This window comes from Streptomyces sp. NPDC041124 (genome assembly GCF_055592385.1).
On record NZ_JBVIYR010000017.1, the window covers coordinates 1 to 18,499 of the forward strand.

Sequence of the window (18,499 nt, forward strand, 5' to 3'; positions counted from 1 at the left end):
CCTACGACGTCCTCCGCCAGCACGTCGTCTCGCACCACTTCCGCTTCGACGAGAGCGAACAGGCCAGGCTGTACCGCAGCCCGCACCGCTACATCTGGCCGTCCGAACTCGACCTGATGGCCCAACTGGCGGGCTTCCGACTGGAGTCCAGGCACGCAGACTGGAACGACGCCCCCTTCACCGCCGATTCGCCCTCCCACGTCTCGGTCTACCGCCTGCCCCCGCCCGGTAGGAGCGCGGTCCGCTCCTCGTGAACGCCGCCGGCCCACAGGTTCAGCGTCCGGCGGCACGGGAGTCCGGTCGCGCCGTTCGACGGCGGTGGTCCCGGACAGCGGCGGTACACCGACGGCCGCCCGGCGCGGTGGCCCGTCACGGGCGGGGCGACGGAGGTCAGGAAGGCCCCCGACGTGAAGGCCGCCGAGGCGCCCGGGACCTGGCAGTCGTACGGCATCGAGACGACCCGGCCGTTCGCGACGTGCTCAGTGCTCCCCGGCCAGGTCCGCCTCCAGGGCGCGCGCCGCGGCGTCCAGGGTGGCCACCAGGGGCTGGAGGCGGTGCGGGTCGTACCGTACGCCGGGCATGGACACCGACAGGCCGGCGAGCGCCGTGCCGTCCTGGCCGCGGACCGGCACCCCGACGGCGACGAGGCCGCGCTCCGAACGTTCCTGATTGACGGCGAAGCCGTTGCGGCGCAGCCGCGCCAGCTCGCTCCGCAGCCGCGCCAGGTCGGGCCGGTCGCCCGGTCGGTCCCGGTAGCGTTCGGGGGCGTACACCTCGTCCAGTTCGTCCTCGGACAGCTCGGCGAGCAGCAGCAGCCCCGCCGTCGTGCGGTGGGCCGGGAAGACCATGCCCTCGCGGGAGCCCACCCGCAGGGCCTGGCGGGACTCGACGCTGGCGATGAAACGGGCCGTGTCCCCGGTGCGGACGATCAGGTTCGTGGTCTCGTCCAGCAGGTCGACGACCCGGCGCAGATGCGGCAGGGCCGCCGCGCGCAGCCGCGACACCAGGGACTGCGAGTGCGCGGCGAGCTCCAGCACCGGTCCCGCCCGGTAGACCCGGTCCTCGCCCTGCACCGCGAAATCCCGGTACACGAGCATCGCCAGGAGCCGGTGGGCGGTCGACCGGGCGACCCCGAGCCGCTCGGCCATCTCGGACACGGTCGCGCCGCCCTCCATCTGCAGGATGGTCGCCGCCCGCAGCGCGTGGTCCACGCTGGCGATGGGATAGGGCGGCGGTGTCTTGAGCGGTTTGTCCATGCCGGAAGCCTCCAGATTCTGCCCTCCAGAATCTACATGTTCTTCAGACAGACACGATGCAGGCTGAGCCCTGTGACTCAGTCCTCTTTCGCCCAAAACATCGCAACGGGTTCCCCGGTCCGTCTCCAGGCTGTCGCCGCGGAGGGGCAACCCGAGGTCACCCCGGCGCTCGAAGAGCTCTACCGGGGCTTCGAGCAGGAACTGCTCGTCCCGCTGTGGACCGAGATCGGCGACCTGATGCCGGCCCACCCGCGCTCCCGTGCCGTGCCGCACCTGTGGCGCTGGCAGAAGCTGCGGGAGCTGGCGGACCGGGCCGGCGGCCTGGTCCCGGTCGGCCGGGGCGGCGAGCGCCGCGCCATCGCGCTCGCCAACCCCTCCCTCGGCGGCCGTCCCTTCGCCACCCCGACCCTGTGGGCGGCCATCCAGTACCTCATGCCCGGCGAGGACGCCCCCGAGCACCGCCACACCCAGCACGCCTTCCGCTTCGTCGTCGAGGGCTCGGGCGTCTGGACGGTCGTCGGCGGCGACCCGGTGCCGATGAACCGCGGTGACTTCCTCCCGCAGGCGGGCTGGAACTGGCACGCCCACCACAACGCCACCTCCGAGCCGATGGCCTGGATCGACGGCCTGGACATCCCCTTCCAGTACGTCACCGAGGCGCAGTTCTTCGAGTTCGGCCGCGACGAGATCAGCGACGCCGAGCGGATCACCCCCGAGCGGTCGCGCTCCGAGCGCCTGTGGGGCCACCCGGGCCTGCGCCCGCTGTCGGCCGCGCCCGCCACGCCGGGCAGCCCGCTGCTGTCGTACAAGTGGGAGTACACCAACGCCGCCCTGCGCGACCAGCTGCTGCTGGAGAAGGAGGGCTGCGGCGGCACCGTCGAGCCCGGCCACGCCGCGGTGCGCTACTCCAACCCGCACGACGGCTCCGACGTGCTGCCGACCATCCGCGCCGAGTTCCACCGCGTCGCCCGCGGCGCCGAGACCGCCCCGGTGCGCGAGACCGGCTCGTCCGTCTACCAGGTGTTCGACGGATCCGGCGTCGTGACCGTCGGCGACACGTCCTGGACGGTGACCCGCGGCGACCTGTTCGTCGTCCCGGCCTGGGAGCCGTTCTCCGCCCGGTCCGAGGCCGGCTCCACCGACTCCGACGAGGGCGCCCTCGACCTGTTCCGCTTCTCCGACGCGCCCGTCTTCGAGGCGCTCAAGCTCAACCGCACCCAGAAGGAAGCCTGACATGAAGCTCGCCACCATCCGCACCGCCGACGGCACCCGCGCGGTCCGCCTCGACGGCGAGAGCCTGGTCGACCTCGGACACGCCGACCTGGGCGAGCTGTTCGCCGAGGAGGACTGGCAGGACAAGGCAGCCGCCGCCTCGGGCACCACCTACCCGGTCGACGGCGCGGACTTCGCCCCGGTCGTCCCCAACCCCTCCAAGGTCGTCTGCGTCGGCCACAACTACACCAACCACATCAAGGAGATGGGCCGGGACCTCCCCAGCTACCCGACCCTCTTCCCGAAGTTCGCCGAGACCCTGCTGGGCGCGAACGACGACATCGTCAAGCCGGCCGAGACCGAGGCGTTCGACTGGGAGGTCGAGCTGGCCGTCGTGATCGGCAAGCGGGTGCGCCGCGCCGACGAGCAGCAGGCCGCCGACGCCATCGCCGGCTTCACCGTCATGAACGACATCTCGGTGCGCGACTGGCAGTTCCGCACCATCGAGTGGACCCAGGGCAAGATCTGGGAGGCCACCACCCCCGTCGGCCCCTACGTCGTCACCCCCGACGAGGTCGGCGGCGTCCGCCCCGCGCTCGAGGTCAGGACCGTCGTCGACGGCGAGGTCATGCAGCAGGACGACACCGGCACGCTGCTGTTCGACCCGGTCTTCCTGGTGCGGTACATCTCCACCGTCATCACCCTGAAGCCGGGTGACATCATCGCCACCGGCACCCCGGCCGGCGTGGGCAACGCCCGCGACCCCAAGGTGTTCCTGCTCCCCGGCCAGAGCGTCGTCACCGAGATCTCCGGCCTGGGCGCCTGCACCAACAAGGTGGTCGAGGGATGACCGGCACGCGCACGGTCAGCGACGCGCGCGCGTGGGCCCGCACCGGCACCGAGCTGATGCTCGACGCCGTCGCGGACCTCGACGAGGCGGCCTTCTCCGCCCCGAGCGTGCTGCCGGAGTGGACCCGGAAGCACCTGGTGGCACACGTCGCCGCCAACGCGGACGCCCTGGGCAACCTGGTGCGCTGGGCCGCCACCGGCGAGGAGACGCCGATGTACGCCTCCGCCGAGGAGCGCGCCGCCGGCATCGCCAAGGGCCCCACCCTCTCCGCCGGCGAGCTCCGCTCCTGGCTGGCCGACTCCGCCCACAAGCTCGCGGCGGGACTCGACGGGCTCACCGACGAGCAGTGGCGCCATGAGGTCGTCACCGCCCAGGGCCGCACCGTCCCCGCCACCGAACTCCCCTGGATGCGCGCCCGCGAGGTGTGCGTCCACGCCGCCGACCTCGGTACCGGGGCCGTCACCTTCGCCGACCTTCCCAAGGGTTTCCTGATTGCCCTGATCGCCGAGATCAGCGCCAAGCGGGAGCTGACCGAACTCCCCGGCGGTCCGCTCCCCGAGGTCGCCGCCTGGCTGGCCGGCCGTCCCCACCCGCTCGCCGACGCTCCCGAGCTCGGCCCGTGGCTGTAGAGAAGTGAGTCCCATGTCCAACCCTGATGTGATCGTGGTCGGTGGCGGCATCGGCGGCCTCGGCGTGGCGTTCTCGCTGACCCGCCAGGGCCAGAGCGTCCGCCTGCTGGAGAGCGCCCCCGCCTTCGGCGAGGTCGGCGCCGGCATCCAGCTCGCCCCCAACTGCACCCGCATCCTCGACGACTACGGTCTGCTGGACGAGGCCAAGAGCCTCGGTGTCGTCCCGGACGCGATGGTCATGCGCGACGCCGTCGACGGCGACGAGCTGACCCGGCTCGACCTGCGCGACCTGGAGAAGCGCTACGGCTACCCGTACCTGGTCATCCACCGCAGCGACCTGCACGGCCTGCTGCTGCGCGCCTGCCGGCGCGCCGGCGTCGAGCTGGTCAACGACGCGCACGTCACCTCGTACGAGAACACCGACGGCGGCGCCCGCGTGACCACCGCCGCCGGCGAGACCCACGAGGCCGGCATGGTGATCGCCGCCGACGGCCTGCACTCGCCCGCCCGCAAGCTGTTCGTCGACGACCAGCCGGTCTCCTCCGCCTACGTCGCCTACCGCGGCACCGTCCCCGCCGACCAGCCGCGGGTGCGGTCCGTGGATCTCAGCGAGGTCGTCGTCCACATCGGCCCCGGCTGCCACTTCGTCCACTACGGTCTGCGCGGTGGCGCGATGCTCAACCAGGTCGCCGTCTTCGAGTCGCCCAAGGCACTGGCCGGACAGGACGACTGGGGCACTCCCGACGAGCTCGACGCCGCCTTCGCCCGGACGAGCGAGTTCGTCCGGGACGGCCTGCCCTTCATGTGGCGGGAGAAGTGGTGGCGGATGTTCGACCGCGAGCCGATCACGACATGGGTCCACGGCCGGATCGCGCTGCTCGGTGACTCCGCGCACCCGCCGCTGCAGTACATCGCCCAGGGCGCGATCATGGCCATCGAGGACGGCTGGGTGCTGGGCGAGCACGTCGCCCGCAACCGCGCCGAGGACGGCAGCGTCGACTGGAGCACCGCGCTCGCCGCCTACGAGGCCGTCCGCCCGGAGCACTGCCGCCGCGTGCTGACCACCTCCCGCAAGTGGGGCGAGCTGTGGCACCTCGATGGTGTCGCCCGCGAGCAGCGCAACGTGCTGCTGCGTGCCCGCGACACCTACGACTACTCCTTCACGGACTGGCTGTACGGCCCGACCGCGCTCACTCCCGACCAGGAGCCGGAGATGTTCACGCCGATCCCGCTGGACTCGGTGCCCGTCGGGGAACCCCTGCCCGCGGGTGAGGCGGAATGAGCGAGGCCTACCTCCACGCGGCGGCCCGCACCCCGTTCGGACGGTTCGACGGCGCGCTCGCGGGGTGCGCCCCGACGATCTCGCCGCCGCGCTGACCGGGCTGCCGGCCAAGGCGCCCGCCCTGGACCGCGCCGCGATCGGCGACGTGGTCCGGGCAACGCGAACGGCGCCGGTGAGGACAACCGCAACGTCGGCAGGTGGTGGGCCGCCCCGTCACCCACAAGATCTACCGTGACGCCGCCCACCCGTCCCGGCTCCTGCTGCCGTTCACGAAGAGCGGCGCGGGCGAGGAGCAGCCGTTTCCGCGACGCCCGGAGGGGTGACGCCGGAGGGCGGGTGTCAGTGCCCGGTGGCACGCTGAGGCCAAACGGACCCAGCGAAAGGACCACGCGGTGATCACCACTGACTTCGCCCCCGGCTCGCCCTGCATGCTCGACCTCGGGGTCCCCAACGTCCCGGCCGCGGCCGCCTTCTACGGCGCGGTCCTCGGCTGGGACTACGAGCCGATGGGCGACGGGGAGGACGTCGAGGGCGGGATGTTCAGCACGAACGGCAAGATGGTCGCCGGACTCGGCAAACTCACCGAGGAGGGCGCCCGCCCGGCGTGGATGATCTACTACACCGTCACCGACGCGGACGCGACGACCGCGGCCGTCGAGAGCGCCGGCGGTACCGTGCGGGTCCCCCCGATGGATCTCGAGCAGTGGGGGCGGATGGCGCAGTACAGCGACCCGCTGGGCGGCCAGTTCGCCGTCTGGCAGCCCGGGGAGAGCAAGGGCGTCGACCTCGTGGACGAGCCGGGCTCGCTGTGCTGGACCGAGCTGTACACGAGTGACGCGTCCGCCGCGAAGGAGTTCTACGGCCAGGTCCTCGGCTGGCAGTACAGCGACACCCAGATGCCGGGCGGCGAGGGTACCTACACCATGATCACCCCGTCCGGTCTGCCGGAGGAGCGGATGCACGGCGGCCTGATGGAGGTCGGCGGGGAGGACCTGTCCCTGGCGGGCGGGCGGCCCTACTGGCATCCGGTCTTCGCCGTCGCCGACTGCGACGCCGCGGTCGCCAAGGTGCGGGAACACGGCGGCAGCGTGCAGATGGGGCCGGAGAACGCGCAGGGAGTGGGTCGCATGGCCGTCTGCCTCGACCCCTTCGGTGCGGACTTCGTGGTGCTCGCCGAGCTCTGAGGGGGCCGGACCTCCGGACTCCGACGTCACCCGGCCGGGTGAGGCTGCCGCAGGGCGTCCCTGACGTCCTCGTCGGAGACCGGGCGGAAGTCGTCGTACCACTCGCCCACCGAGCCCAGTCGCTCCGGCCGGTGCAGGGCGATGACGTCGTCGGCCTCGCCCCGCAGTGCGGCGGCGGTCCGCGGCGGACACACCGGGACCGCCAGCGTCAGCCGCAGCGGTCCCCCGCGCCGGACGAACCGGAGTGCGGCACGGGCCGTGACCCCCGTGGTGAGACCGTCGTCCACCACGACGACACTGTGACCGCGCACCTCCGGGGCGGGACGTCCGCCGCGGTAGACCCACTCACGCCGGTACAGCTCGACACGCGCCCGGGTCACCTCGGAACTCAGCTCGTCCTCGGAGAGGCCCAGGGCACGCAGCCCCGTGCGGTCGAACACCGGCGGGTCGTCCCCGGCGATGGCCCCGATGCCCACCTCGGGCGCCCCGGGCACCCCGATCTTGCGCACCACCAGCACGTCCAGCGGGACGGCCATCACGCGGGCGATCTCCGCCCCGACCGGGACACCGCCACGTGGCAGGGCCAGCACGAACACACCGGCGAGATCGCCGCTGCTCGCCCACTCCAGCAGCCTGACGGCCAGCTCCTGGCCGGCTTCCCTGCGGTCTCGGAATCGCATGGCTCGCTCCCTTCCTCGCCCCGGGTGCCGGGTAACCGCCCGCGCCCCCGGCACTCACGCCCGCCGTGCGTCACAGTGGAAGGATGAGCGCACCCGACGAGCGGCTTCTGGCCGGTGCCCGTGTGGCGACGAGGCTCCCCGCGCGCGACCTCGACCGGGCGCGGCGCTTCTACGCCGAGCGGCTCGGCCTGGAGCCCGTCGACGAACGGCCCGGGGGACTGCTGTACCGCTGCTCGGGCGTGGAGTTCGCCCTCTACCGGTCGACCGGAGCCTCCCCGGGCACCTTCACCCAGATGGCCTTCGAGGTCGACGACATCGAGCGCGTCGTGTCGGAGCTGCGGCGGCGCGGCGTGGTGTTCGAGGAGGTCGACGTGCCCGGCCTGCGCACCACCGACGGCATCGCCCGGGTCGACGGCAACTACCCGACCAAGGGCTACCGCGCCGAGCGCGCGGCCTGGTTCCACGACAGCGAGGGGAACCTGCTGGGAGTGGGCGAGCCGGTCACCTGACCACCGCGGGCTGCACCGGCCGGGCGGCGGCGTCCGCGCCACAGCCCGGCCGGAGCCGGCTCGGCGGTCCTGCGACGGACGCAGGAGGCCGACGAAGGTGCCGCGCCGGCGTGGGTCAGGGCCGCGTAGGTGCCCCGCTCGGTGATGCGGCCGTGCTCCATGACGACGATGCGGTCGGCGATCCGGGTGTCCACCGGACGCGGTGTGAGGCGATGACGCCGACCCGCGGTCCTCGGAGACTGTGTGCTCACCCTGACGCCGTTGCGGCAGCGCGACCCAACCGCCCATCTGTCGTTGGCGGTTATCATTCAAGGCAGCGTCGCGTGCCGGTGGCGGTTGGATCGTCAGGCATGGAGGCGTCGTATCGAAAGGTGGCTCCGGCCATTCCCACCCCCATTTCACGAAAGATCACGCTTTACCCCGCCGAGGACCGGTTCCTCGGCCCCCGACCCGCCGTTCTCGTCCTGCCCGGCGGCGGCTTCCGGGAACTTCCACCGCACGAGGGCGAAGGCTACGCGCGCTGGCTGTCCGGCCTCGGCATCCACGCCTTCGTTCTGTCCTACCGGCTGCTGCCGGACCGGTTCCCGGCCCCGCTCGAAGACGCCCGGGCCGGATTGGACCACATCCGCAACGGCGACCACGGCCTCGACGTCGGCCGGGTCGGCGTCATCGGATCAAGCGCGGGCGGCCAACTCGCCGGCCTGCTCATGACGGGCCGGGTCCTGTCCATCGAGGAGGGCGTCGCCGACCCGCCCCGACCGGACTTCGCCATCCTGGCCTACGCGCTGGCCGACCTCGACCTGCTGCCGCCGCCGGTGGTCGAGAACCTGCTCGGCGACCTGCTGCCCATCAAGGACGAGCTGTCCCCGGCCAAGCATGTGGACGCGTCGGTGTGCCCGACCTTCGTATGGGCCACCGCCCAGGATCCGCCGGGCCTCCCCAACGCCCTGGAGTGGACTCGGGCGCTGGCGGCCGCCGCGGTACCGGTGGAGTTGCACGTCTACCCGGGCGGCAGCCACGGCATCGGCCTGGCGGACGGAGTGGAGTACGGCGGCGAGCCGCACAAGTTCATTGCGCGCGAGCCGCACACCGCGTCATGGACGACCGCGTGCGCGGCCTGGCTGCGACGGGAGGGCGTTCTTGCCGACTGACCGCGTCACCGCCTGGGGCGGGGAACTGCAGCGGGTGCACGGCAAGCTGCGCAAGGCGTTGGCACTGGCGCGGGCGGGACTGGACGGCGGCGACCCCGCTGACGCCGCCACCGACCTGCTGTTGTTCTGCCACGGGTTCTGTGCTGCCCTGTCCGGCCACCATCGCGCCGAGGACGGTTCGCTGTTCCCGGAACTGCTACGGGCGCGACCCGACCTGGCGCCGGTGGTCGCGAAGCTGACTCAGGACCACAACATGATCGAGCACCTCATCGGTGGACTGCGGAAGGCGGTGGCCGACTCGTCCGACCCGGAGGTGGCGCACCGTCACCTGGACGGGATCGAGGCGGTCATGGAGACGCACTTCAGGTACGAGGAGAAGCAACTGGGAGCGGTGCTCGACGGCATGGAAGCCGACTTCGACCGCACCGAGATCTTCGGCCCGATCAACTGAGCCGCGTCCCGGTCGCGCCGCCCGCCGACGGCGCGACCGGGAATCCCCGGGCCCGAGCTGAAGGCCACCGCCTCACCCGGGGCCATTCCCGGTGAACCGGCCTCAGTCGAAGCGCTCACACCGTGCCCCGAGGACGCGGGGGCCACGGGTCGAGACCTTTCTCGTCGACGGTCAGGACGCGACCCTGAGGGGACATCTGCCGGGGACGGTACGGGCCACGGGACGCTCCTTCGAGGGCCCGTTCGCCCTGCGCCTGACCGTCGAGGACGGCCGGATCACCCGGCACCACCTTCACGACAACAGCCTCTCCATCGCTGAGGTCTGCGCCGCCCCCTGACGGCCCGGCACGCACCGCGTCCCCGGCTCAGCCGAGCAATTCGCCGACCATGGCGGCGAACTCGTCCGGGGTGGCCAGCCGGACGCCGAGCTGCTCCGCCTTGGCACGCTTCGACCCGGCGCCCTCACCCGCCACCACCAGCGTGGTCCTCTTGGAGACGCTGGAGGAGGAGCGGCCGCCGGCCCGCTCAATCAGTTCGTTCATCTCGTTGCGGGAGAGCTTCTCCAGGATGCCGGTCATCGCGCCCGTGACCACCACCGCCATGCCCTGCAGCGGCCCTCCCGCCGGCGGCGCCGCAGCCGGGTCGTCGCCGTCGGAGGCGGCGTCGGCGGACGGCGGGGGCATCGCTCCCGGCTCGGTCATGTTGACGCCCGCGGCGGTGAGCTTGTCGATGAGCGGGGCCAGTTCGGCCAACTCCGCCACGATCGAGGGAGCCTTCTCCGACCCGATGCCGTCGACCCGCTGCATGGCGTCGGCGTCGGCGGCGCGTATGTGGTCCATGGTGGCGAAGTAGCGGGCGATCCGCCGTGACATGGACCGTCCGGTGCCCCGGACACCCAGTGCGCACAGCACCCGGGACAGCGGCTGCTCCTTGGCCCTGGCGATCGCGGCGAGGAGATTGTCGGTGCTGGTCTCGCCCATCCGCTCCAGGGCGAGCAGTTGCTCGCGCCGGAGCGTGAACAGGTCGGCGAGGTCGGTGACGAGTCCGGCCTCGACGAGCTGGACGACGCGGGTGGCGCCGAGGCCCTCGATGTCGAGCTGGTCACGGCCCGCCGCGTAGGCGAGGGAGGCGACCAGGTGGCAGTTGCGGCCCTGGGCGCACCGCCAGCGTTCCTCGCGGGTGTCGATGTCCGAGCCGCAGCGCGGACACTGCGCCGGGAACACGATCGGCTGTTCCTCGCCCGTCCGCAGATGGGCGACCGGGGCCTCGATCCGGGGGATGACGTCGCCCGCCCGGTGCACCATGACGTGGTCGCCCAGGCGCAGGTCACGCCGGGTGATGTCGGCCGGGTTGTGCAGGGTGGCGTAGGTGATCGTGGAGCCGTCGATGACGACCGGCTCGAGGACACCGCGCGGCGCGATGATGCCCGTACGGCCGACGTTCCACTCCACCTCCAGCAGCCGGGTGATCTTCTCCACCGCCGGCAGCTTGTAGGCGATCGCCCAGCGCGGGGCGCGGGAGCCCGACCCGGCGGCCTCCCGGTCGGCGGCCAGGTCCGCCTTGACGACGATCCCGTCGATGCCGAACGGCAGTTCGGCGCGGAGCGCGGCGATCTCCTCCACCCGGACCAGGACCTCCTCCGGCGTCTCGGCGACGGTGTCGGGGACGCTGGTCCGCGCGCTGGTGTGCACACCGAGGTCCGCGGCCATCGCCATCAGCTCGCTGTGCGCCATCCCCCGCATCCGCTCCGCCAGGGACCCGTCGGTGCCGGGCAGCGGCAGCAGCCCGTAGCCGAAGAACGTCATCGGCACCGTGTAGGCCCGCTCCTTCGCCCGCAGGGTACCCGCGGCCGCGTTGCGCGGATTGGCGAACGGCTGACCGCCGTGCCCCGTGCGCACCTCGTTGGCGTGCTCGAACTGGGCGGACGTCATCAGGACCTCTCCGCGCACCTCCAGGGTGACCGGCTCCTGAAGCCGCTCGGGCAGCCCTTCGACGGTGCCGATCGCGTGCGAGACGTCCTCCCCGGCCGTCCCGTCCCCGCGGGTGATCAAACGGCTCAGCCGGCCCTCGCTGTAGCGGGCGGCGATCGCCAGCCCGTCCAGCTTCGGCCCCACGCTGAAGCGCGTCGCCTCCCGCCCGGTCCGGCGCGCCAGCGACGCCGTCCAGGCGGTGAACTCCTCCGCCGAGAACACGTTGTCCAGGCTCAGCATCGGCACCGTGTGCGGTACGTCGCCCTCGACCGCGCCACCGGCGACCTTCCCGGTGGGGGAGTCGGGGAGTATCCCGTCGGGGTGCTCCGCCTCCCAGTCGGCGATCCCCCGTACCAGCCGGTCGTACGTGTCGTCGTCCAGTGGCGAGGTGCCGCCCTCGTAATAGGCGGCTGCCGCGCGCACGGCGTCCTCGACCGCCTGCGCGTACGCGGCGGCATCGACGATCACTGCTGCAGGAGTTGTCATGCGGTGCATCCTGCCGCCCACCACTGACAATCGATCAAGAGCACTAGTTATTTGCCTAAAGGTATTAGGCAGATGCACAATCGAATCAGCTGACGGGAAGGACGGGGTATGGCACGCGTGCGACTGAGCCCGGAGCGCCTGACCCGGGCGGGAGCGGAGCTGGCCGACGAGGTCGGCTTCGAGCAGGTGACCGTCTCGGAGGTCGCCCGGCGCTTCGACGTCAAGGTGGCGAGCCTCTACTCCCACCTGAAGAGCTCCCACGATCTCAAGACGCGGATCGCGCTCCTCGCCCTGGAAGAACTCGCCGACCGGGCCGCCGAGGCCGTGGCCGGGCGAGCCGGCAAGGACGCCCTGACCGCGCTGGCCAACGTGTACCGCGACTACGCGCGCGAGCACCCCGGCCGCTACGCGGCGGCCCAGTTCCGGCTCGGGCCGGAGGCGGCCGCGGGCAGCGCCGGAGTCCGTCACGCCCGGATGACCCGGGCCCTGCTGCGCGGCTACCACCTGCCGGAGCCGGACAGGACCCACGCCGTCCGGCTGCTCGGCAGCGTCTTCCACGGCTACGTCAGCCTCGAGATGGGCGGCGGCTTCAGCCACAGCGCCCCGGACACGCAGGAGACGTGGACCCGTGTCCTCGACGCGCTGGACGCGCTGCTGCGCAATTGGCCGCCGCCCCCTGAGGCGGCCCCGATCAGCCGTTCATCCACCCACCCCACCGCGGACGGACCACCACGATGACCTCACTTCCCTGGATCTCCACCCCCATCACCACCGCCCTGGTCCGTGGCGCGCTCGACCTGGAACGCACGCCGCGAGGACTCCTGCCGCACCGCCTGCCCGCCTGGGCCCGTGCCCGGAACACCGACGGGCAGCTCGCCATGGCCGAGTGCCAGCCCTCCGGCGTACGACTGGTCTTCCGTACCCGCGCGACCGCCGTCGAACTGGACACCCTGCCCACCAAGCGGGTCTACGCCGACACGCCGCAGCGGCCGGACGGACAGTACGACCTGCTCGTCGACGGACGCCCGGCCGGCCGGGCCGTCGCGCGCGGCGGCAACACCGTGACCATCGACATGGGCACCGGAAAGGCCGAACTCGGCAGCGGCCCCGTCGCCACCCTCCGCTTCACCGGGCTGCCAGGCGGTGACAAGACCGTCGAGATATGGCTGCCGCACAACGAGACGACCGAACTCGTCGCCCTGCGCACCGACGCCCCCGTCGAACCCGCGGCGGCTTCCGGCCGCAGGACCTGGCTGCACTACGGCAGCTCCATCAGCCACGGGTCCGACGCCGCGAGCCCCACCACCACCTGGCCCGCGCTCGCCGCGGCGCGCGGCGGCGTGGAGCTGGTCAACCTCGGGCTGGCCGGCAGCGCCCTGCTCGACCCGTTCGTCGCGCGGGTCATGCGCGATACTCCCGCCGACCTGATCAGCGTCAAGATCGGCATCAACCTGGTCAACACGGACCTGATGCGGCTGCGTGCCTTCGCTCCCGCCGTCCACGGCTTCCTCGACACCCTTCGGGACGGTCACCCCACCGCGCCGCTGCTGGTCGTCTCGCCGATCCTGTGCCCCATGCACGAGGACACACCGGGCCCGACCGCCTTCGACTTCAGCCGACTCGCTGAAGGGCGGCTCCTGTTCGCCGCCGCGGGCGATCCCGCGGAACGGGCCGAGGGCAAGCTGACGCTCGGCGTCATCCGCGAAGAACTCGAGCGCATCGTGTCCCAGCGGGCCGACGGCGACCCGAACCTGTACCACCTCGACGGCCGTGACCTCTACGGCGAGGCGGACCACGCCGAGCTGCCGCTGCCCGACGGGCTGCACCCCGACGCGGCCACCCACCGGCGCATCGGGGAACGCTTCGCCGCCCACGCCTTCGCGTCCGACGACGGACCGTTCGCGGAGGTCAGGGGCTGACCTGCCCGAAGAACCCGAGCCTCCTCATCCTCGCCCACGGACAACGCTCCTGACGGTGTGTCAGCCGTGCGCGAGACCTGGACAGTGGCCGGACGGCATGTTGTCATTCCGCTGCACGGCCGTTTTCCAACGTTGGAAGGAATCCCGGCCGAGCCGGTGGCCGTGCCTGCTTCGTCGTGACCCCATGCCCTCTGCGCGAGGAAAGGTTCGATGACAAGACAACACTCCCGCCCCCGAACCCGGTGCTGGGCTCTGCTGACCGTGACGGCTCTGGCTCTCTCCACCGGTGCCCTCGCCCCGGCGGCGACGGCAGCGGCGCCGGCATCGGCGACCGCCGCCCCCACGGCCGCCGACGCCGATGTGCGGGTGCACGGCCTGAAAGGCGAGTACTTCGCCATGTCGGCACCGGGAGCGCGGGACTTCGCCGAACTCGGCGGCACCCTCCTGGAGCCGCAGATCAACTTCTCCGGACTGACCAGCACCTTCGAGGAACTGACCGGGCGCACGGAGCACACCACCGCCCGCTGGACCGGACGGATCGCGGCGCCCGCGGACGGCGACTACACCTTCCACGCCGTCGGCGACAACGGCTTCCGGCTCTACATCGACGGCGAGCCGGTCATCGACCACTGGGAGCCGGACTGGGACCGGGAGCAGACCAGTGCCCCGGTCACGCTGAAGGCGGGGGAGAAGCACGACTTCCGCCTGGAGATGTTCCAGGACCTCGGCGGAGCGAACATGTTCCTGCGCTGGTCGACGCCGACGACGCCCAAACAGCTCGTCCCGGTCTCCGCGTTCACCCCGCCGCCCGGCTTCGAGGTCTTCCCGGTGGAACTGACCGTCGGCCAGGACGGACGCACGCTGCGGGCCCGGTTCGAGGACCGGGTGAGCGGACTCGCACAGGTGGCGGAGCACCTCAGGATCGAGGCCGACACGACCGCCATGCCGGTCAAGTCGGTCACCGCCGCCCGCGGCGACCGCAACGCTCTCGACATCACGCTCTCGGCACCCGTCCAGAAGAACCAGCAGGTCCGGGTCATCTATGACGGCGAGGGGGGCCTCAAGGCCGGGGACGAGACCGTGCCCCGGATCGTCCGCTACGCCTCCAACACCTCCACCCACCGGATCACCACCCCCTGGGGCGACAAGGTCGACCGGAAGAACCCGCTGCCGGAGTACCCCCGCCCGCAGCAGGTCCGCTCCCGATGGAAGAACCTCAACGGCCCCTGGCAGTTCAGCGGCGCCGAGGCCGGCGAGGAGCCGGTCTTCGGCAAGGACCTGGACGAGAGGATCGTCGTGCCCTTCCCGGTCGAGTCACAGCTCTCGGGGCTCGAACGGCACGAGGACCACATGTTCTACCGCAAGCTCGTGAACGTGCCGAACACCTGGAAGGTCGGCAAGGGCGCCGACGGCAACCGGCTGAAGCTGAACTTCGGCGCCGTGGACTACCAGGCCCGCGTCTGGGTCAACGGCAAGAAGGTCGCCGAACACACCGGCGGCTACGACGCCTTCAGCGCCGACATCACCGACGCCCTCAAGCGCGAGGGCCCGCAGGAGATCGTGGTGGCGGTCACCGACACCGGCGGCGCCAACCAGCCGACGGGAAAACAGTCCACCCACCCCGGCGGCATCTTCTACACCCAGTCCTCCGGCATCTGGCAGACCGTCTGGATGGAGCCGGTCGCCGAGACCTCCATCGACAACGTAGTCACCACCCCCGACATCGACAGCGGCACCCTGGCCGTCACCGTCGAGTCCGACAGCGCCTCGAAGCGCGCCCGGGTCGAGGCCGTGGCCCGCGACGCACGCGGCAAGGTCGTCGGCAGGGTCAGCGGGCCCGCCAACAGCGAACTGCGGCTGCCCGTCGCCGAGCGGCGTTTGTGGAGCCCCGAGGACCCCTACCTCTACGACCTCGACGTGGAGTTGAAGGACGGCAGGTCGACCGACGAGGTCGGCGGTTACTTCGGTATGCGCGAGATAGCCGTCGCGGAGGTCGGCGGCTACCGGAAACTGGTGCTCAACGGCAAGCCCGTCTTCTCCCTCGCCACCCTGGACCAGGGCTTCTGGCCCGACGGCCTGTACACCCCGCCCAGCGACAAGGCCCTCGCCTTCGACCTCGAGGCCCACAAGGAACTCGGCTTCAACGCCGTCCGCAAACACATCAAGGTGGAATCGCCCCGCTGGTTCTACCACGCCGACCGGCTCGGCCTGCTGGTCTGGCAGGACTTCGTCTCCGGCAACCTCACCGACGACACCGGACGGAAGGCCTTCGTCGACCAGGGCCGGGAGATGATGCGCCAGCACCACAACTCCCCCTCCGTCATCGGCTGGATCGTCTTCAACGAGGGCTGGGGCGAGTGGGACCGCGAGGAGAGCGGCCGCATCGCCGAAGCGGTGAAGGCCGCCGACCCCTCCCGCGTCGTCAACGCCCACAGTGGTGTCAACTGCTGCAACTCCAAGGGTGACTCCGGCAAGGGCGACATCATCGACCACCACGACTACAACAACGACGACCCGCCCTTCCCCGACCACCGCGCGGCCATGGACGGCGAACACGGCGGCTTCACCCTGCGCACCCCGGGCCACATGTGGCCGGGCACACCGACCGTCATCTACAGCGGTGTCGCCGACAAGGAGGCCCTGACCCGCAAGTACGTCGAGAACACCGAGAAGTTCTACCTCGACCAAGCCGGCGCCGAGCTCTCCGGATCCGTCTACACCCAGATCAGCGACCTGGAGAACGAACTCAACGGCCTGTACACCTACGACCGCCGGGAGATCAAGGTCGACCCCGTCCGGGTACGCGAGATCAACCGCAGGGTCGTCGCGGCCGGAGCAGCCGCCGGGGACCGGGAACAGCTCACCGGCGGCGGCTCCTGGGCCCTCGACGAGGCCACCGGCACCACCGCCAAGGACGACGGCCCGAACGGCAGACCGCTGAAGCTGACCGAGGGCACCACCTGGACGGACGGAGTCAGCGGCAGCGCGCTGAAGTTCGACGGCCGGGGACAGCACGCCGAGACCGACGGCCCGGTGCTCGACACCACCGGCAGCTACACGGTCTCCGCCTGGGTCACCCTCGACTCCCTGCCCGGCAACTACGCCACCGCCGTCAGCCAGGACGGCCGGCGCCAGGCGAGCCCGTTCTACCTCCAGTACGGCCAGGGCGCCTTCGCCTTCAGCACACCGGACGGGCAGCGCGCACGGCTCGAGACCTCACCCGAGACCGGCCGCTGGTACCACCTCGTCGGCGTCCGTGACGACACGACGGACCGGATCACTCTGTACGTCGACGGCGAGCGGGCGGCCACCGCCACCGCCGGCCCCGCCTACGTCGGTTCCGGACCCCTGTCCGTGGGCCGCGCCCAGTGGAACGGCCTGGACACCGACTTCTGGGACGGGGCGGTGGACGAGGTCCACGCCTACGACCGGGCACTCACCGCGGAGGAGGTGAGCGCCCTGTACACCGCGGAGAAGCCCTGACAGCCACGACGGCGGAGGTGCGGGCGCCGCTGGACGCCCGCACCTCCGCCTCACCGCTCCGTCACGAGGACGGCCGTACCGCCGTCACGGGGCCCGCGGGCCCTCCACGGTCCAGGTGGTGTCCGCAGTGAACCGGTCGGGGTTGTCCCAGGCGCGTGTCCCGCCCGGGACGGCCGGCCACAACCCGGCGTCGTAGTGACGCAGGTACTGCCCGGGGATGTTGTAGGCGGACAGCCGGACACCGCTGTTCGCGCCCCGGACCGGGCAGGAGATGGCGGTCGGTGTGCCCCGGGTGCGCACCGCCCCAGGGCCCCCGCCACCGGAGCCCTTCGGCGGCGGGCACACGCACCGTGGCGCCGGCGCGTGTGCCCCGCTGCGACCCGTATCACGGGTCAGGCGGTTCCCCGGTCGGTGCCGGCCGGGCGGCCGAGCGTGCTCTCCCGTTCCGCGAGCCGGTGGTCCGCCCGGATGCGACGTGGCTCCGGCGCCCGGTCGTTCAGCCGGGCCAGCACCGACTCCACCGCGAGGCGGCCGATGGCGGCCTTGTCCGGGGACACGGACGTCAGCGTGACCGCGCCGAAGCGACCCTCGATCACATCGTCGAAGCCCACGACGGCGATGTCCTCCGGCACCCGCAGGCCCCGCTCGTGCAGCACCCGCATCGCCCCGATCGCCATGGGGTCGTTGTAGGCGAACACCGCGTCGGGCCGCCGCCCGCTGTCCAGGATGTGGTTCATGGCGAGCGCCCCGTCGGCGTGCCCCCAGCCGTCGGTGGCCGCGACGAGCCCCTCGTCGGTCGCGAGTCCCGCGGCCGTCAGTTCCTCCCGCCAGCCCCGGACGCGCAGCTGGGCCGGATCGCTCCGCCCGCGCCGGGCCCCTATGAACGCCACCTCCCGCCGCCCCAGTGCGATCAGGTGCCGCACGGCGGAGCGGGCCGCGGCGACGTTGTCGATGGCGATGTGGTCGTACGGCAGGTCGTACTCCCGCTCCCCGAGCAGCACCAGCGGCACGTCCTCGGAGCGGTCGCGCAGGTCCTCCGTCTCCAGCTCGATGGGGCTGAGGATGAGCCCGTCGATGACCCGGGCCCGGAACCCCTGGCTCACCAGGAGTTCCTGCTTGCGCGACCCTCCGGTGTGGTCGAGCAGCACGATGTAGTCGTGCTGGGAGGCGGCGTCGATGACGGAGGCGGCCAGTTCGGCGAAGTAGGGGTTGCCGAGTTCGGGCAGCGCGAGCGCGATGATGCCCGTACGGCCCTTCCTCAGGTGCCGGGCGGCGAGGTTGGGCCGGTAGCCGAGCGCGTCGATGGACCGCTGGACACGCTCGCGCATGGCGGGGGTGACGTGCTGGTAGTTGTTCACCACGTTGGAGACGGTCTTGATGGAGACCCCCGCGTGCGCGGCGACGTCCTTGAGGCTGACCCGCACGGCGTTCCCTTCGT

17 protein-coding genes and 2 pseudogenes are annotated in these 18,499 nt (G+C 71.9%); 14 read left to right on the forward strand and 5 right to left on the reverse strand.

Going from position 1 to position 18,499, the window contains the following annotated elements:
• Nucleotides 1-254, forward strand: a pseudogene (locus ACZ6A9_RS31790) (SAM-dependent methyltransferase); the annotation flags it as partial.
• A gap of 225 nt (nt 255-479) precedes the next feature.
• Here ACZ6A9_RS31790 and ACZ6A9_RS31795 read toward each other — a convergent pair.
• Entirely contained in the window at nt 480-1,256 is a 777-nt protein-coding gene (locus ACZ6A9_RS31795; protein ID WP_468992900.1) for an IclR family transcriptional regulator, read from the reverse strand.
• A 72-nt stretch (nt 1,257-1,328) separates the two neighbouring features.
• Here ACZ6A9_RS31795 and ACZ6A9_RS31800 point away from each other — a divergent pair, with 72 nt between their 5' ends.
• The 6 genes from ACZ6A9_RS31800 to ACZ6A9_RS31825 all read left to right on the forward strand — a co-directional run bounded on the left by ACZ6A9_RS31800 (nt 1,329) and on the right by ACZ6A9_RS31825 (nt 6,413).
• Entirely contained in the window at nt 1,329-2,489 is a 1,161-nt protein-coding gene (locus ACZ6A9_RS31800) for a cupin domain-containing protein (RefSeq protein ID WP_468992904.1), read from the forward strand.
• A 1-nt stretch (nt 2,490) separates the two neighbouring features.
• Entirely contained in the window at nt 2,491-3,318 is an 828-nt protein-coding gene (locus tag ACZ6A9_RS31805; RefSeq protein ID WP_468992908.1) for a fumarylacetoacetate hydrolase family protein, read from the forward strand.
• Nucleotides 3,315-3,947: a maleylpyruvate isomerase N-terminal domain-containing protein gene (locus ACZ6A9_RS31810; RefSeq protein ID WP_468992912.1), complete on the forward strand. Its 633-nt coding sequence runs from the start codon at nt 3,315-3,317 to the stop codon at nt 3,945-3,947. The genes ACZ6A9_RS31805 and ACZ6A9_RS31810 overlap by 4 nt, the downstream gene beginning before the upstream one ends.
• Nucleotides 3,948-3,975: 28 nt before the next feature.
• Nucleotides 3,976-5,229, forward strand: coding sequence for an FAD-dependent oxidoreductase (locus ACZ6A9_RS31815; protein WP_468993084.1), 1,254 nt, complete (start codon nt 3,976-3,978; stop codon nt 5,227-5,229).
• A 197-nt stretch (nt 5,230-5,426) separates the two neighbouring features.
• Nucleotides 5,427-5,552 (forward strand): hypothetical protein, encoded by a 126-nt coding sequence (locus ACZ6A9_RS31820; RefSeq protein WP_468992914.1) that lies wholly within the window; start codon nt 5,427-5,429, stop codon nt 5,550-5,552.
• Between the two features lie 69 nt (nt 5,553-5,621).
• On the forward strand, nt 5,622-6,413 hold the full coding sequence (locus ACZ6A9_RS31825; protein ID WP_468992916.1) for a VOC family protein: 792 nt from the start codon (nt 5,622-5,624) through the stop codon (nt 6,411-6,413).
• 26 nt (nt 6,414-6,439) lie between these two features.
• Here ACZ6A9_RS31825 and ACZ6A9_RS31830 read toward each other — a convergent pair whose 3' ends face one another.
• Nucleotides 6,440-7,093: a phosphoribosyltransferase gene (locus tag ACZ6A9_RS31830; RefSeq protein ID WP_468992921.1), complete on the reverse strand. Its 654-nt coding sequence runs from the start codon at nt 7,091-7,093 to the stop codon at nt 6,440-6,442.
• Between the two features lie 83 nt (nt 7,094-7,176).
• Here ACZ6A9_RS31830 and ACZ6A9_RS31835 point away from each other — a divergent pair, with 83 nt between their 5' ends.
• The 4 genes and pseudogenes from ACZ6A9_RS31835 to ACZ6A9_RS31850 form a co-directional block, all read left to right on the forward strand.
• Nucleotides 7,177-7,602: a VOC family protein gene (locus ACZ6A9_RS31835; protein WP_468992926.1), complete on the forward strand. Its 426-nt coding sequence runs from the start codon at nt 7,177-7,179 to the stop codon at nt 7,600-7,602.
• Nucleotides 7,603-7,973: 371 nt separating this feature from the next.
• Nucleotides 7,974-8,753: an alpha/beta hydrolase gene (locus ACZ6A9_RS31840; RefSeq protein WP_468992931.1), complete on the forward strand. Its 780-nt coding sequence runs from the start codon at nt 7,974-7,976 to the stop codon at nt 8,751-8,753.
• Nucleotides 8,743-9,204: a hemerythrin domain-containing protein gene (locus ACZ6A9_RS31845; protein ID WP_468992936.1), complete on the forward strand. Its 462-nt coding sequence runs from the start codon at nt 8,743-8,745 to the stop codon at nt 9,202-9,204. The genes ACZ6A9_RS31840 and ACZ6A9_RS31845 overlap by 11 nt, the downstream gene beginning before the upstream one ends.
• A 148-nt stretch (nt 9,205-9,352) precedes the next feature.
• Nucleotides 9,353-9,541: pseudogene (locus ACZ6A9_RS31850) on the forward strand (nuclear transport factor 2 family protein); the annotation flags it as partial.
• A 27-nt stretch (nt 9,542-9,568) separates the two neighbouring features.
• Here ACZ6A9_RS31850 and ligA read toward each other — a convergent pair.
• Nucleotides 9,569-11,659: an NAD-dependent DNA ligase LigA gene (ligA, locus tag ACZ6A9_RS31855; protein WP_468992940.1), complete on the reverse strand. Its 2,091-nt coding sequence runs from the start codon at nt 11,657-11,659 to the stop codon at nt 9,569-9,571.
• A 108-nt stretch (nt 11,660-11,767) separates the two neighbouring features.
• Between ligA and ACZ6A9_RS31860 the strand changes: the two genes are divergently transcribed.
• From ACZ6A9_RS31860 to ACZ6A9_RS31870, 3 genes are all read left to right on the forward strand, one after another.
• Entirely contained in the window at nt 11,768-12,397 is a 630-nt protein-coding gene (locus ACZ6A9_RS31860) for a TetR/AcrR family transcriptional regulator (RefSeq protein ID WP_468992944.1), read from the forward strand.
• Entirely contained in the window at nt 12,394-13,578 is a 1,185-nt protein-coding gene (locus tag ACZ6A9_RS31865; protein ID WP_468992947.1) for an SGNH/GDSL hydrolase family protein, read from the forward strand. The genes ACZ6A9_RS31860 and ACZ6A9_RS31865 overlap by 4 nt, the downstream gene beginning before the upstream one ends.
• 210 nt (nt 13,579-13,788) lie before the next feature.
• Nucleotides 13,789-17,061 (forward strand): LamG-like jellyroll fold domain-containing protein, encoded by a 3,273-nt coding sequence (locus tag ACZ6A9_RS31870; RefSeq protein WP_468992950.1) that lies wholly within the window; start codon nt 13,789-13,791, stop codon nt 17,059-17,061.
• Between the two features lie 84 nt (nt 17,062-17,145).
• On the opposite strand, the gene ACZ6A9_RS31875 is transcribed toward ACZ6A9_RS31870, so the two are convergent.
• Complete coding sequence (locus ACZ6A9_RS31875) at nt 17,146-17,361, reverse strand: AbfB domain-containing protein (RefSeq protein ID WP_468992952.1); 216 nt, start codon at nt 17,359-17,361, stop codon at nt 17,146-17,148.
• Nucleotides 17,362-17,453: 92 nt separating this feature from the next.
• Nucleotides 17,454-18,485, reverse strand: a complete 1,032-nt coding sequence (locus tag ACZ6A9_RS31880; protein WP_468992955.1) for a LacI family DNA-binding transcriptional regulator — start codon at nt 18,483-18,485, stop codon at nt 17,454-17,456.
• Between the last annotated feature and the right edge of the window lie 14 nt (nt 18,486-18,499).

Bases quoted from the DNA above. Each gene is read 5' to 3' on its own strand.
- ACZ6A9_RS31795 (WP_468992900.1), bottom strand. From the start codon at position 1,256: ATGGACAAACCGCTCAAGACACCGCCGCCCTATCCCATCGCCAGCGTG.
- ACZ6A9_RS31805 (WP_468992908.1), top strand. From the start codon at position 2,491: ATGAAGCTCGCCACCATCCGCACCGCCGACGGCACCCGCGCGGTCCGC.
- ACZ6A9_RS31810 (WP_468992912.1), top strand. From the start codon at position 3,315: ATGACCGGCACGCGCACGGTCAGCGACGCGCGCGCGTGGGCCCGCACC.
- ACZ6A9_RS31830 (WP_468992921.1), bottom strand. From the start codon at position 7,093: ATGCGATTCCGAGACCGCAGGGAAGCCGGCCAGGAGCTGGCCGTCAGG.
- ACZ6A9_RS31835 (WP_468992926.1), top strand. From the start codon at position 7,177: ATGAGCGCACCCGACGAGCGGCTTCTGGCCGGTGCCCGTGTGGCGACG.
- ligA (WP_468992940.1), bottom strand. From the start codon at position 11,659: ATGACAACTCCTGCAGCAGTGATCGTCGATGCCGCCGCGTACGCGCAG.
- ACZ6A9_RS31860 (WP_468992944.1), top strand. From the start codon at position 11,768: ATGGCACGCGTGCGACTGAGCCCGGAGCGCCTGACCCGGGCGGGAGCG.
- ACZ6A9_RS31865 (WP_468992947.1), top strand. From the start codon at position 12,394: ATGACCTCACTTCCCTGGATCTCCACCCCCATCACCACCGCCCTGGTC.
- ACZ6A9_RS31870 (WP_468992950.1), top strand. From the start codon at position 13,789: ATGACAAGACAACACTCCCGCCCCCGAACCCGGTGCTGGGCTCTGCTG.